Source organism: Paractinoplanes brasiliensis (assembly GCF_004362215.1).
Taxonomy (GTDB): Bacteria; Actinomycetota; Actinomycetes; order Mycobacteriales; family Micromonosporaceae; genus Actinoplanes; species Actinoplanes brasiliensis.
Genome location: NZ_SNWR01000001.1, coordinates 540,610 through 554,071, shown reverse-complemented (window position 1 = coordinate 554,071; position 13,462 = coordinate 540,610). Strand labels below are relative to the sequence as shown.

General features: G+C 69.5%; 14 protein-coding genes. 6 read left to right on the top strand and 8 right to left on the bottom strand.

What is annotated here, in order from left to right:
• Window positions 1-14: 14 nt before the first annotated feature.
• Genes C8E87_RS02085 through C8E87_RS02060 form a run of 6 tightly spaced genes read left to right on the top strand, consistent with a single transcriptional unit; the run spans window position 15 to window position 6,186 of the window.
• Window positions 15-1,334, top strand: a complete 1,320-nt coding sequence (locus C8E87_RS02085; protein WP_239080392.1) for an ABC transporter substrate-binding protein — start codon at window positions 15-17, stop codon at window positions 1,332-1,334.
• Window positions 1,331-2,263, top strand: a complete 933-nt coding sequence (locus C8E87_RS02080) for a carbohydrate ABC transporter permease (RefSeq protein WP_203720771.1) — start codon at window positions 1,331-1,333, stop codon at window positions 2,261-2,263. The genes C8E87_RS02085 and C8E87_RS02080 overlap by 4 nt, the downstream gene beginning before the upstream one ends.
• 3 nt (window positions 2,264-2,266) lie before the next feature.
• Window positions 2,267-3,178, top strand: a complete 912-nt coding sequence (locus tag C8E87_RS02075) for a carbohydrate ABC transporter permease (RefSeq protein ID WP_133871507.1) — start codon at window positions 2,267-2,269, stop codon at window positions 3,176-3,178.
• Window positions 3,179-3,206: 28 nt separating this feature from the next.
• Window positions 3,207-4,361 carry a mandelate racemase/muconate lactonizing enzyme family protein gene (locus tag C8E87_RS02070; RefSeq protein ID WP_133871506.1) on the top strand — a complete coding sequence of 385 codons (1,155 nt, stop codon included), beginning with the start codon at window positions 3,207-3,209 and terminating at the stop codon, window positions 4,359-4,361.
• Complete coding sequence (locus C8E87_RS02065; protein WP_133871505.1) at window positions 4,358-5,194, top strand: amidohydrolase family protein; 837 nt, start codon at window positions 4,358-4,360, stop codon at window positions 5,192-5,194. The genes C8E87_RS02070 and C8E87_RS02065 overlap by 4 nt, the downstream gene beginning before the upstream one ends.
• Window positions 5,191-6,186: an aldo/keto reductase gene (locus tag C8E87_RS02060; RefSeq protein WP_133871504.1), complete on the top strand. Its 996-nt coding sequence runs from the start codon at window positions 5,191-5,193 to the stop codon at window positions 6,184-6,186. The genes C8E87_RS02065 and C8E87_RS02060 overlap by 4 nt, the downstream gene beginning before the upstream one ends.
• 17 nt (window positions 6,187-6,203) lie before the next feature.
• Here the strand turns inward: C8E87_RS02060 and C8E87_RS02055 are convergent, their stop codons facing one another.
• The 8 genes from C8E87_RS02055 to C8E87_RS02020 form a co-directional block, all read right to left on the bottom strand.
• On the bottom strand, window positions 6,204-6,959 hold the full coding sequence (locus C8E87_RS02055) for a FadR/GntR family transcriptional regulator (protein ID WP_133871503.1): 756 nt from the start codon (window positions 6,957-6,959) through the stop codon (window positions 6,204-6,206).
• Between the two features lie 35 nt (window positions 6,960-6,994).
• Window positions 6,995-7,765, bottom strand: coding sequence for a FadR/GntR family transcriptional regulator (locus tag C8E87_RS02050; RefSeq protein ID WP_239080391.1), 771 nt, complete (start codon window positions 7,763-7,765; stop codon window positions 6,995-6,997).
• A 116-nt stretch (window positions 7,766-7,881) separates the two neighbouring features.
• The gene (locus tag C8E87_RS02045) at window positions 7,882-9,465 is read right to left on the bottom strand and encodes an acyl-CoA dehydrogenase family protein (protein WP_133876559.1); all 1,584 of its coding nucleotides are present in this window, start codon (window positions 9,463-9,465) and stop codon (window positions 7,882-7,884) included.
• Window positions 9,466-10,036: 571 nt separating this feature from the next.
• Complete coding sequence (locus C8E87_RS02040; protein ID WP_133871501.1) at window positions 10,037-10,582, bottom strand: GAF domain-containing protein; 546 nt, start codon at window positions 10,580-10,582, stop codon at window positions 10,037-10,039.
• Window positions 10,583-10,599: 17 nt separating this feature from the next.
• Entirely contained in the window at window positions 10,600-11,175 is a 576-nt protein-coding gene (locus C8E87_RS02035; protein ID WP_133871500.1) for a GTP-binding protein, read from the bottom strand.
• Complete coding sequence (locus C8E87_RS02030) at window positions 11,153-11,521, bottom strand: DUF742 domain-containing protein (RefSeq protein WP_239080389.1); 369 nt, start codon at window positions 11,519-11,521, stop codon at window positions 11,153-11,155. The genes C8E87_RS02035 and C8E87_RS02030 overlap by 23 nt, the downstream gene beginning before the upstream one ends.
• 2 nt (window positions 11,522-11,523) lie before the next feature.
• Window positions 11,524-11,958, bottom strand: coding sequence for a roadblock/LC7 domain-containing protein (locus tag C8E87_RS02025; protein WP_133871498.1), 435 nt, complete (start codon window positions 11,956-11,958; stop codon window positions 11,524-11,526).
• A 34-nt stretch (window positions 11,959-11,992) separates the two neighbouring features.
• Window positions 11,993-13,363 carry a sensor histidine kinase gene (locus C8E87_RS02020; protein WP_133871497.1) on the bottom strand — a complete coding sequence of 457 codons (1,371 nt, stop codon included), beginning with the start codon at window positions 13,361-13,363 and terminating at the stop codon, window positions 11,993-11,995.
• Window positions 13,364-13,462 lie beyond the last annotated feature (99 nt).

Sequence of the window (13,462 nt, the reverse complement as noted above, 5' to 3'; positions counted from 1 at the left end):
TGACAACGATCGGCGTGGCCGGCGTCATGGCCGTCGTCCTCGCCCTGACCGGCTGCGGCGGGGGCGGGGGCGACGACTCTTCCGCTGGGTCCTACGGCTTCGCGCAGGCCGCCCAGGACGACAAGGCCGAGATCACGGTGTGGGTGGACGCCGACCGGACCGGCGCAGTCGACGCGTTCAAGAAGGCCCACCCCGACGTGCCGGTCAAAGTGGTCACCTACGACGGGTCGGCCAACGGGTCCAACTCGTTCCGGACCAAGATGCAGCTGTTCGACCGCGCCGGCAACGGCTGGCCGGACGTCGTCTTCTCCACCCAGAACAACGACGCGGCCTGGGCGAGCCAGAAGAGCAACGGCAAGCAGGCGTTCGCGGCGGTCCTCAGCGACGGGCTGATCCCTCAGGCCACGCTCGACGGGTTCACCCCCGGCTCGCTGAACCCGTGCACCGTCGACGGCAAGGTCTACTGCCTGCGCAACGACCTGGCCCAGGTGGTGCTCTGGTACAACAAGAGCCTGCTCGGCAAGTTCGGCTACAGCGTGCCCACCACCTGGCAGGAATACCAGGCGCTCGGTGAGAAAGTGGCTCGCGAGCACCCCGGATACATCGTGGGCACGGTGGGCGACGCCTGGACTCCCGAGGTCTTCTTCTGGGCCAGCAAGTGCCAGGCCAACAACATCACCGGCCCGAAGTCGGTCACCGTCAACACCGACAGCACGGAGTGCAAGCGGGCCGCGTCCATGCTGGACACGCTGATCAAGAACGGCACGACGCCCAACATCAGCGTCTTCACGCCGGAGTTCGTGAAGAAGTACTCGGGCAAGGTTCTGGTCATGCCCGGCCCGGCCTGGTATGCGGGCGCCATCTTCAACAACCCGCAGTCGTTGAACGTCGGAAAGGGCGAGCTCGGCGTGGCCGCGCCGCCCGCGTGGCAGGGTGAGCCCGCCGTGACCGGCAACGTCGGCGGCGGCACCTGGTTCATCAGCAGCCACTCCAAGAACCTGAAGGCCGCCGCCAAGTTCGCCGAGTTCGTCACGACCGCCGACGACTACCAGGTCAACGTGGCGCCGGGGTACCCGGCCTACGCTGCGGCCGCCGACAAGTGGATCAAGAAGCAGGAGTCGAGCGGCTACTACGCCACCGACCTGCAGGCGATCGTCAAGGCCGGCACGGAGATCTGGGACGGCTGGGGCTCCGGCATCTTCAGCCAGGAGGCCATCTGGGCCAAGACGATGACCCCGGGCATCGCCGGCGGGAAGAACCTGGTCGATCTGCTGCCGCAATGGCAGACCGCGATCAAGAACCAGGCTCAGGTCGACGGCTACACGGTCAAGTGACTGCGGTAGACCAGAGCACCCGGCCGGCGGTTGTCGCGCGCCGCCGGCCGGGCGGCGCGCGTCCCGGCGGCGGCCGGAGCGCGATGAGCTACGGCTTCGTCGCCCTCTACGCCGCCTTGACCGTCGCCTTCGGGATTCTGCCCACGCTGTACGCCGTCTACCTCGCGTTCACCACCGGCGAGGGTGGCTTCGCCGGACTGGACAACTTCACCAAGGTCATCGGCGACTTCCGGTTCCTGCCCGCCGTCGGGCATGTCGCGTTCTACCTGGTGATCTGGCTGGTCTCGCTGGTCGTGCTGGTCACGCTGCTGGCAATCGTCGTGCACACGATCCGGTGGCGCTGGCTCAGCAGCAGCCTGCGGCTGATCTTCTATCTGCCGGGCGCGCTGGCCGGCGCGTCGAGCGTCCTGCTCTGGCTGTTCGTGCTCGACCCGACGGCCAGCCCGGTCGGCGGGCTGCTGCGCTTTCTCGGGCTGGACAGCTTCGTCCAGGTGATCGTGCCCGGGAACCTTCCCCCGATCTTCGCCATCATCGCGTTCTGGACCGGGGCCGGCGGCTGGATCGTGATCATGTACGGAGCGCTCAACAACATCAGCCCGGACGTGATCGAGGCCGCCCGCATCGACGGCGCCGGAACGGTCCAGATCGCCTGGCACATCCAACTGCCGCTGCTGCGCAAGTGGATCTCGTACATGGGAATCATGTCGCTGGCCGCCGGGACCCAGCTGTTCGTCGAGCCGCAGTTGCTGTCGCAGGCCAGCAACGCGGTCGTGCCCAACGACTACTCGCTCAACCAACTGGCCTACCAGTACGCGTTCCAGCAGAACGACTTCAACGGAGCGGCGGCGATCTCCCTGCTGCTGCTCGTCATCGCACTCGTGCTGTCGGCGTTCTTCGTGATGCGCGGTGGCCTGTTCGAGACGGACTGAACCATGACGACACGGCAGATCAATCACCCCGGCACCCGGCGGGGAAGCGTCAGCGGGTGGAGCGGCCGCGCCATCGCGGCGGTAGTCCTGCTGATCTTCGTGCTTTTCTTCGGAATCCCGATCGTCTGGCTGCTGCTCGCCTCGACCAAATCGGCGCGCGGTCTCATCGTCGACAACCCGTTCGCGCCGGGCAGCCTCGACGGGCTCGCCGCCAACTGGGACTCCCTGTTCGGCTTCGGCGACGGCGAGGTCACCACCTGGGTCGCCAACTCGGCCCTGTACGCGGTCGGGGCCCTGCTCATCACCCTGGTCGCCAGCATCCCGGCGGGTTACGCCATGGCCCTGACCCGGTTCCGGTTCCGGCGCCTCCTGCTGATCCTGACCCTCGTGGTCATGCTCATCCCGAACACCGCCCTGGTGCTGCCGATCTTCCTCGAGCTGAACACGGTCGGACTGATCGGCAGCCCGCTGTCGGTGATCCTGCCGATGTCGTTCTTCCCGTTCGGGGTGTACCTCACCTACATCTACTTCTCGACGAGCATTCCCCGCGACCTGCTCGCGGCGGCCCGCGTGGACGGGTGCCGGGAGCTGCAGGTGTTCACCAGGATCGCGCTGCCGCTGGCCGCGCCGATCGTCGCCCTGGTCGCCTTCTTCAGCTTCGTGCAGAGCTGGAACAACTTCTTCCTGCCCTTCGTCATGCTGCCGTCCAGCGACGGCTATCCGATCCAGGTCGGACTGACCTCGCTGCTGGCCTCGACCCCGGCGTTCAACCCGAGTTCCGCCGGCACCCAATCCATTCAGCTCCCGACGCTCGCGCTGGCGACCGTCATCTCGGTGCTGCCGGTACTGATTGTCTTTCTCTTCTCCCAACGGTTCCTGGTCGCCGGCATGACGGCGGGCGGGACCAAGGAGTGAGCCGAGAACACGCAGGGAAGGAGAACGGGTGCAGGTCATCGGATACCGCAGCCTGACCACCAAGCACGACTGGGGGCGGCTGATCGGAGACGCCAACGGGGTGATGCCGTCCCCGCGCACCGACGTCCACGTGCTGATCCTGGAGACCGACAACGGCCTCGAAGGAGTCGGCGTCGGCGCGCACAGCGAGATCGACCGGGTGTTCGGCGCCGTCGAAGGGGAGGACCCGCGCGGCGTGACCGCACTCTACGACCGCATGCTCGACCACGTTTTCAAGACCGGCCACTCGGGTGCGACGTTCGGCGCCGTCGGCGCGATCGACATGGCCCTGTGGGACCTCAAGGCGAAGGCAGCCGGCGAGCCGCTCTGGCGTCTGCTGGGGGCGCTCGACCGGTTCGTTCCCGGCTACGCCTCCGGGCTCGACATCGCCCTCGACGACGACGCCCTGGTGCGGCTGTACGAGGAGTTCGCGGACCACGGCTTCAGCTCGGCCAAGCTCAAGGGCGGCCACGACGTCGAGCACGACCTGCGCCGGCTGGAAGCGGTACGCGATGTCCTCGGCCGCAACTCGGTCCGTCCCGCCCTCATGCTCGACGCGAACGAGGCGTGGAACCGCTCGCAGGCCGTCCGGTTCGTCACGGCCCTGGAACGCCGGGTCGACCTGGCCTGGGTCGAGGAGCCGGTACGCCGCTGGGACGCGGCCGGGCTCGCCTCGGTGCGCCGGGGCATCCGCGCCGCCGTCGCGACCGGTGAGAACCTCACCGGCCTGGAGCAGTACCGGCCGCTGCTCGACGCCGACGCGGTCGACATCGTGCAGGTGGGCAACGTCTGGGGAATCACCCATTTCCTCCGGGTGGCGGCGGTGGCGCACGCCCGCGACCTGCCGGTGAGCCCGGTGGCCTACCACACGAACCCGGTGGCGCACGCGGCCGCGGCGGTGCCCAACCACCTGGCCTTCGAGGTCCAGGGACTCACCGCGCCGATCGGGCTCCACGTCGATCAGCAGTACGAGGACGGCGGGATCGTGCTGGGTGACGAGCCGGGCCTCGGCATCCGGGTCGACGAGGACCACATCAACCACCTACGGGCGACCGATACCGGTGCGGCGGTCACCGGGCCGCACGTGCGGCCCGTACGAGCGGGCCTGCGCCTGGTCCCCGACGCCACCCGGCCCCGGTCATGAACCGGCACCTCGACACCCACGTGCACCTCTGGAACCGGTCCACCGACCCGCAGCCGTGGATCGACCCGTCGACGATGGCGGCGATCGACCGCGACTTCGAGCCCGCCGACCTCGCGCCGATGCTGGACGCGACGGGCATGGCGACGGCCGTGGTCGTCCAGTCCAGCAACAGCGCCGCCGAGACACGGCGCCTGCTGGCGCACCGGAGCCCCCGCATCGCCGGGGTGGTGGGCTGGCTCGACCTCTCGGCCGATCCGGGCCCCCAGCTCGACGAGCTCGGCCCGGCGGCCCGGCGAGGGCTGGTGGGTGTACGTCACCTCGTCCACCTCGACCCCGACCCGCAGTGGCTGGCCCGGCCCGCCGTGGGCGCCGGCCTGGACCGGCTGGCCGCGCACGGCCTCGGTTTCGACCTGGTGGTGCGAGCGCGGCAGCTGCCGCTGACCGCGACCGTCGTTCGGGCGCACCCGGACGTCCGGTTCGTCCTGGACCATCTCGGCGGCGTGACCGAGGCCGGCGACCTCGCCGCGTGGGAGACGAACCTGCGCGACCTGGCCCGGCTGCCCAACGTGTGGGCGAAGATGTCCGGACTTGCCGGCCTGGCCGGCCCGCGACGGACCAGGATGGACGGCATGCGGCACGCCGTCCGGGTGGCGCTCGAGGCTTTCGGCCCCGACCGGCTCATGTACGGGTCCGATTGGCCCGTGGCCGAGCTCGGCGCCGGGGCGATGACTTGGCGGGCCGCCGTGGCCGAGTTCCTCGGCGACCTGAGCGAGCCGGAGCGGGAAGCGATCCTGGCCGGCACCGGATCGGCCTTCTACCGGATCGCGGCGTGACGGAGGCCATCCGGCGCCTGCTGGCCCGGGGCCGGTCCAGCCGGGGCGTCCTCGTGCTCGGCGGATCAGCACTGGGCAACTTCGCCCGGGCGGTCGATGACGACGAGGCCGCGCGGACCACCGCACGGGCCTGGGAACGCGGTCTCCGCTGGTTCGACACCGCCCCGCACTACGGTCTCGGGTTGTCCGAGCGCCGCCTCGGAGCCGAGCTGCGCCGCCATCCGCCCGGCGAGTTCGTCGTCTCGACCAAGGTCGGCCGCCTCCTCGTGCCGAACCCGGCCCCCGCCCGATGGGACACCGACGGGTTCGCCGTGCCCGGCGACTTGAGGCGGCGGTGGGACTTCACGCCGTCGGGAGTCGAGCGCTCACTGGAGGAGAGCCTGTCGCGCCTGGGCCTCGACGCGGTCGACATCGCCTACGTGCACGACCCCGACCAGGCGTGGCCGGGCGCGGCCCGCGAGGGCCTGGCCTCGCTGGCCCGGCTGAAACAGGCAGGCGTCGTCAGGGCCGTGGGCATCGGCACCAACGCCACCGACGGACTCGCCGGCGTCATCCGGGACGGTCTCGTCGACGTGGTCATGCTGGCCAACCGCTACTCGCTGCTCGACCACACCGGCCTCGAACCGGTGCTCACCCCTGCCCGGGAGGCCGGCGTCGCCGTCGTCGCGGCGGGCGTCTTCGCCACCGGCCTGCTTGCCACCGCACGGCCCACCCCCGGCGCGACCTACGAGTACGGTCCGGCCGGCGCCGGCGTGGTCGAGCGGGCCAACCGGATCGCGTCCGTCTGCGAACGGCACGGTGTGGAGCTGCCCGCGGTCGCGCTCGCGTTCCCACTGCTGCATCCCGCGGTCGTCGCGGTCGCCGTCGGCATGCGCTCACCGGGGGAGGTGGACGACAACCTGCGCCGGTTCGAGACCGGCATCCCGGACGGCGTCTGGCGCGACCTGGTCACGGAGGGACTGATCGAGTCCGGAACGGTTCCGGAACGATAGGGCCGCCCGGCCCGGCCTCAGCTCTCCGGCTGCTGCCGGCGAGCGGGTTCGAAACGGCGCCGCTGCCACGACGTGACGATGTGGTGACGCATCGACTGCTCCGCCGCGGCGACGTCCTGGCGGGCGATCGCGTCGACCACGGCGGAGTGCTCGTCGAGAGTCGACTGGAAGGCGTTCTCGTAGCCCATCCCGTGGAACCTGGTGCTCTCCAGCGCATGCAGGTACAGCCGCTTGGCGATGTTCTCGGCGAGGTGGTTGCGGGAAAGCTCCATCACGGTCAGGTGGAAGACCACGTCGGCCTGCCGGAAGGAATCACTTTCATGACGGGTCTCCCGCATGACCTGCAGGGCGTGCTCGATGCGGGTCAGCTCCTCCTCGGTGCGCCGGGCGGCCATGGCGCCCGCCATCGCCGACTCGAGGTTTCCCCGTACGATGGTCAGCTCGTCGAGGATGCCCAGGGACTCGTCGTTGTCGATGAGCGCGGAGAGGACGAGCGGGTCGAGCATGTTCCACGAGCCGGACCGGGCGACCTGCGTGCCGCGGCCCTGGGTGACGATCAGCAGACCCTTCTCCTCGAGCCGCTTGACCGACTCGCGGATCACCGTGCGGCTGACGCCGAAGTGCTCGCTGAGCGGGCCCTCCGGGGGCAGCAGCTCGTTCTCGGCCAGCTGGCCGGTGACGATCAGCTCGACCAGTTCGCTGACGACCGCCACGCTCAACCGCTCGGCCCGCCGGCGTGGGGGAAAAGAGAACTTGTCCGGCGCAGCCATCATGGCTGTACCTTACCCACGGCCAGGGGCCCGGCCGGTCACCGTCGCAGGCGCAGCGGGTTGTCCGGGCCGCCGCGGCGCACGAGCCAGGCCTCGGTGATGTGGGTGAACATCGCCTCGGCGGCGCCCTCGGCGTCGCGGGCGGCAATGCACTCGTAGACGCGCCGGTGGCCCCGGTTGGAGGCGACGCACAGCGCCCGCTCCGGCCGGCCCATGTAGCGCGCGGTGCTGACCACCTGGCTTTCCAGCGCCCGGACCACGCCCCGGGCGAGACGGTTCCCGGACGCCTGCATGACCGTGTCGTGGAAGGCCCGGTCGTGGCGGGCGTAGGCGAGATGGTCGTCCACGAGATCGTCCATCTCGTCCACCAGGACCCGTAACCGCTCGACGGTCCCGTGGTCGGCCGCGCGGGCGGCGACGTTCGCCATGTCCGACTCGAGCACCCGGCGGGTCACCACCAGATCGTCGAGGATCGTCATGCCCTCCTCCGTCTCGATGCTCGCGCGCAGCACGAGCTCGTCGAGCATGTCCCACCGCACCGGCGCCGAGACGATGGTGCCGGCGCCCTGGCGAACCTGCACCAGGCCTTTTTCCTGAAGGACTTTCACGGCTTCGCGGACAACGGTCCGGCTCACTCCGAAGACCTGGCCGAGCACGGGTTCCGGAGGCAGGGGGGTGCCGGGCGGGTACGTTCCGTGAACCACCCGATCGACGAGTTCCGCGGTGACGGCCCGGGCGAGGCTTGCCGGCCGGCGTTTGCGGGCCGGCCGGGGCAGACCGGAAGCGGGTGCCTCGTCCGATGCGGTCACGTTCCCTCCGGCCTCCCGGTTGCCGTCAGGAAAGTCTAGATCCTCTGACATCAGACGTAATATGATTTGGCCCACGGTCGTGCCCGCTCGGCCGCTCCGCCCGGGTCCCGGATGCGTCACCTGAGCAGCGGATCGGCGCGCCACTCCTCGGCGGGCCAGCGCCGTTGGTCGACGTCGCCGATGGCGTGGGCGTAACCCGCCACATGCTGGTCGAACTCCGCCTGGGTGGGCAGGTCGCGCTGGGATCCGAGCCGCGCGCTGCGCAGCCGGGACCGCAGCTGATGCTCGGTCCACGATGCGGTGTATCCGTCCATCGCGGATCGGGCCGCGGCTTCGCTTGTCACCGACGCCAACAGGCTCCAGCACACCAGCTCACCGACGACAGCCGCGTGGATGTGCCGGCCGGGGGCGTCGTCGGGACGGTCGGTGCCGATTTCGGCGACCTGGTCGATCAGCCTGAGCACCGCCGTGGCCGGACGCGTCCGGTGCACGAGTCTCGTGAACTCGTCGGGATGCCTGACCATCGTGGTGCCCAGGTACACCGTGATCGCCTCGGTGGAGCCCTCGAAAATCCTGAACAACCGGTAGTCGCGAAAATGCTGACCGACGGTGTTGGTGTCCAGGAAGCCCCGGGCCCCCAATATCTGCAGCGCCGTGTCGATGGCCTTCCACGCGAGCTCGCAGCCCAGGATCTTCGCGCAGAAGTACCACGCGTCGGGCACGTTCTGGCCCGCGTCCCGCCATGTCGCAATGCGGGCGGTCAACGTTTCCACCGCTTGAATCGCGTAGGCGGCCTCGGCCAGCACCTCGCGTATGCGGCCGTTCTCGGCCAGCGAACCGGTGGCGACCTCTCGGCCTTTGGTGAATCTTTGAGCCAGCTCGAGAGAGCGCATGGACGCTCCCATCGCCATTGCCGCGAGCACCGCGCGACCGCCCATGAATGCCGACTTGGCGGTGGCCAGGCCGTCTCCTTCGGCGCCCAGCAGCGCCGACGGCGGCACTTTGAGGTTGTTGAAGGTGAGGTCGTACTGGGGCACTGCCCGCAGGCCCAGGGTGAGCATTTCCGGGCCGATGTCGAACCCGGGGGTACGGCTGTCGGCCAGGAATCCGGTGATGCCCACGGGGCGACCGCGTTCGTCGCGGAGCCCGGCGAAGATGTTCACGTAGCGCGCGTCGCCGCCCAGTGAAATCCACTTCTTGGCGCCTTTGATCGTGTACGAGCCGTCCGGGTTCCGGGTCGCGCTGGTGGTCATGCCCCGAACGTGGGAGCCGATGCCGGGTTCGCTGATCGCACTGGTGGTCAGGGCTTGGCCCGCGGCCAGGCGCGGCAACACGCAGCCCTTGACCTCGTCGGTCGCGGACAGCAGGATCGGCGCTACTCCCAGGGTGTTGTGCACCGCGCAGAAAACGGCCAGGTTGGCATCGATGGCGCCCAGTTGGGTGAATACCCGGTTGATGTCGGCGTGGGATAAATTCTGGCCGCCGAGATCGGGAGGTATTTGCAGGCCGAGCAGGCCCACCTCGGCGAATTCTGCGATGAGTGCCGGTGGTAAGGAACGACGCTCGTCCATCAACCGGGAGTTGAGAAAATTCTGGGCGTACGTGCGCAGGAATCGCAGCATTTCCGTTGTCGATGATGGTTCCGGCCGGTCGTCCGTCGGTGCTTTGAGGGCATCCTGATTCCGGGACTCGGTGTCCATCATTCGCTCCTCCGGGGATTTCGATATCCACCACCGCGGTTCGGGGCATGGCTGAATATCGTGTGGCGGCGCCGATTCCGCCTCGGGAATGAGGGTTCGCCGAGGGGGCGGCGGCACGCGGTAATCCGGTGCGGGCAACGGGCCTGTTCGGGGTCTTGGACTTACGTTCGTCCCTATCCGGACCGAACTCTACAGTGGGGTCCCTGGTTCCTCAACGGGGTCGCCTCGTCACACATGGTAATTGTCGCTAGTTGATATCCACGACCGGGGCGGAACACCGCGGCGGAGCCTGGGCGCATGCCGCTCCTGCAGGGCCCACGGGCGGATGAGGCGGGTTCGCCCCTTTTCGCGGTGCATGCTGACCGGCGGGCCCGAGAAGAACAACTTCGTGCCGAGACGTGCCGCCGGCCCCGGGTTGCCCCGTCGACGACGCTCCGGCTCTCGTTCGTGCCGTCGATGGTCGCTCGCACGACCGCGTCAACTCCGGCGTGGGCGGGGGCACTGCGCCGAGCGGGTCCGGGCGCTGCCTGCCCACCGTGACCGCCCACTGCGCATGGTTGATGACGCGGGCTCAGCTGCCCTCACGGGCCTGGATCTGGGCGACCAGTTCCGACGCGAGCGCCTTGATCGTCTCGAGCCCCGGCCGTCCCCAGGGCCGCGGCTCGACGTCGACCACGCAGACCGTGCCGAGCGCGACACCGGTCCGGTCGATCAGCGGCGCGCCGAGGTAGGACCGGATGCCGATCTCGTCCACCACCGGGTTGCCGGCGAATCGCGGATAGTCGCAGACGTCGTCGAGCACCAGGGCCTTGCGCCGGACCACGACGTGCGGGCAGTAGCCGTGCTCGCGCGAGAACGTGCGACCGGCCAGACCGGCGCGCAGAGCAGCCGGAATGGATGTGCCGGTGTACAGGCCGCCCAGGTATTGGCGGTCCTCCTGAATGAAGTTGACCATCGCGAGGGGCGCCCGGGTGATGTCGCCGGCGCGACGCGCGAACTCGTCGAGGTGCGGGTCCGCGTCGTCGCCCAGGCCGAGCTGGGCCAACCGGCGCATGCGGACGGGCACTTCCGGATCGGCCGGGGTGAGCAGGTGGCGTCCGGACAGGTCGTAGATCATGCCGGGGCTCCGTTCGGTCATCGACAGGCTTGCAGGGCGAGGAGGTGCTGCATCAAGCTGATCAGCACGCCGGTGACCGACCGCTGGTCGCGCGCGTCGCACAACACGATGGGCGTGTCCGGCTTCAGGTCGAGAGCACTGCGCAGGTCGTCCGACTCGTACCGGCATGTCTTGTCGAACTCGTTGACCGCGACCAGAAAACCGATGCCCCGCGACTCGAAGAAGTCGACGGCCGGGAAACAGTCCTCCAATCGGCGGGTGTCGGCCAGCACCACCGCGCCCATGGCGCCGCTGGACAACTCGTCCCACATGAACCAGAAGCGCTCCTGCCCCGGCGTGCCGAACAGATACAGCACGTGGTCCTTGCTGATCGTGATCCGGCCGAAGTCCATCGCCACCGTGGTCGTCGACTTGCCTTCGACACCGGTCAGCCTGTCCGTGCCGACGCTCGCGGTGGTGAGCAGTTCCTCGGTGTGCAGCGGCTCGATCTCGCTGATCGTGCCGACGAAGGTCGTCTTGCCCACGCCGAAGCCGCCCGCGATCAGCAGTTTGAGCGCGGCCGGGAACCCGTCATATTCGTCGTTCAAGGGCATCGAGGATGGCCTCCAATACCGTCAAGTTGGTGGAATCAGCCATCGGGGCGGGGGAGCGGGTGTCCACCGCTCCCAGGTCCACCAGATCGGAGAGCAGGATCTTGGTGACGACCGCGGGCAACCTGAGCCGTGCCGCGATCTCGGCGACCGTGATGACGCTGCCGCAGAGTCCGAGCGCCTGGGCGTGTTCCGGTCCGAGCTGACCCTGTGGCGGCCGCCCGGTGGCGATCACCATCGACAGCAACTCCATCCGGGTGGTCGGCTCGGTCCTGCCGTTGCTCACCGTGTAGGGCCGGATGAGACGTCCCGCGGCGTCGTCGAACCAGTGCTCATCGGTGTCCAGCACGCTCACCGTCCGCGCACGCCCGGGAACTCGGGCTCGTGCCGAGCAGGTGTCGCCAGGTACGGCCGTACGCTCTTGACCATCTGGGCCATCTCGTAGCCGAGCACACCCGGGTCGGCCGCCTTTCCCGCGACCACCGCGAGCACCGCTCCGGAGCCGGCCGCTGAGACGAACAGCAGTGTCTCCTCCAGTTCGGCCACCACCTGCCGGACGCCGTCGCTGCCCCCGAACCGGGCGCCGGCGCTGCGGGCCAGCGAAAAGAGCCCCGAGGCGACCGCGGCCAAGTGATCCGCGCCGTCGTCGTCGAGCCCGTGGGCGGCCTTCCGCAGCCCGTCGGACGACAGCAGCAGCGCGCTCCTGGTGTCCGGAACGCGGTCGATCAGGCCGGACAACAACCAGACCAGGTCCGGAGACGTACGTGCGGGATCGGTGCGCGACATGAGAGCCGGGCCTTTCTGCGATCGGGGCCGCTGGTCAGCCATGACTGTCCGGGCGGAGTGGATCTGCTTCGCCCTGCGAGACACCGCTCATGAACGACGCCATCAGACCCGGGTGGTGTTCGCCGTCCGGCTCCGCGCCCGGGGCGGACGGGCCGAGCTGCAGCTGCGGGGCCATGTGGGTCTGCCGGCGACGGCGCGGGAGCGGGGGCCGCGACGGCGTGGCCCGAGCCGGCTGCGGGACAACGGTCGCCACGGCGATCTGCCAGGGCTCGGCCCGGCCGGGTCCCGCATGCGGCAGCGACACGGCGCCAGGAATAATCTGAGCCGTCGTGGCGGCGGGCCCGTCCACACTGGGCAGCGGCCGCTCGTGGGCCGGAGGCGTTTCCCGCACCGGGATCCGCTGCTGAAGTGGAACCCGTCGCTCGAGCGGGGGCCGGCCCGCCACCTCGAGCCGTTCCTGTGGCTGAGCCACGCCGGGCGGGTGCGGGGCCGAGGCCGCGGGTTCCAGCGCCGAGCTCATCAGCAGCGGCGGCAAGATGATCACTGCTTGGATGCCGCCGTAGATGTTGGGCTGCAGCTGGACGACGATCCCGTGCTGCCGGGCGATCATCGAGACGACGTAGAGCCCGATCCGCCCGTCCCGCAGCAGGTCGTCGAGGTCGGTGTCGTCCGGGTTGACCAGCAGTTGGTTGACCCGGTCCAGATCGGCGCGCTGCATGCCGAGGCCGCGGTCCTCGACCTCGATCGCCAGGCCGGAGGCAACCTGCTGCGCGCGGAGCAGCACCTGGGTGTGTGGCGGCGCGAACATCGTCGCGTTCTCGATCAGTTCGGCGATCAGGTGGATGACGCTGGCGACGGCGTGCCCGGGCAGCGTGCCGTCGATCGGTGGCACCAGCTTGACCCGCGAATAGTGCTCGACCTCGGCGATCGACGATCGCAGCACCTCGGTCAGCGCGACCGGCCGGCTCCACTGCCGGCGCGACACCGATCCGCCCAGCACCGCCAGGTTCTCGGCGTGCCGCCTGATCCGGGTGGCCAGGTGGTCGACCTGGAAGAGGCCCTTGAGCAGGTCGGGATCCTCGACCTCGTTCTCCAGCGCGTCCAGCAGTTTGATCTCCCGGTGCACCAGCGACTGCAGTCGCCGGGACAGGTTGACGAAGACCTCGACGTGCCGGCCGTCGGCGTGCGCCACCGGCGCCCGGGTGGCCCCCGCCGTCTGCGCCTGCCGGAGCTGCTCGGTGAGCTGGTCGACCTCGGCGCGGGCCGCGGTCAGCGCGGCTCGGGACTCGGCGGCCGAGGCCCGCAGCTCGCGGGAATGGGAGCGGGAGCGCCGGGCTGCCCAGACGGCGACGAGGACAGCGCCGAGCACTGCGACCGCGGCGATCAGATCAGGGAGGGCGACCATGAGCATCCTTGTTTTTGATGATGCGGCAGTGTCCGGTCGGTGGAGAAGGCATCACTGTAAAGCGGAAAGGATGCGTTACCAAGGCGGGAATGCCGCACG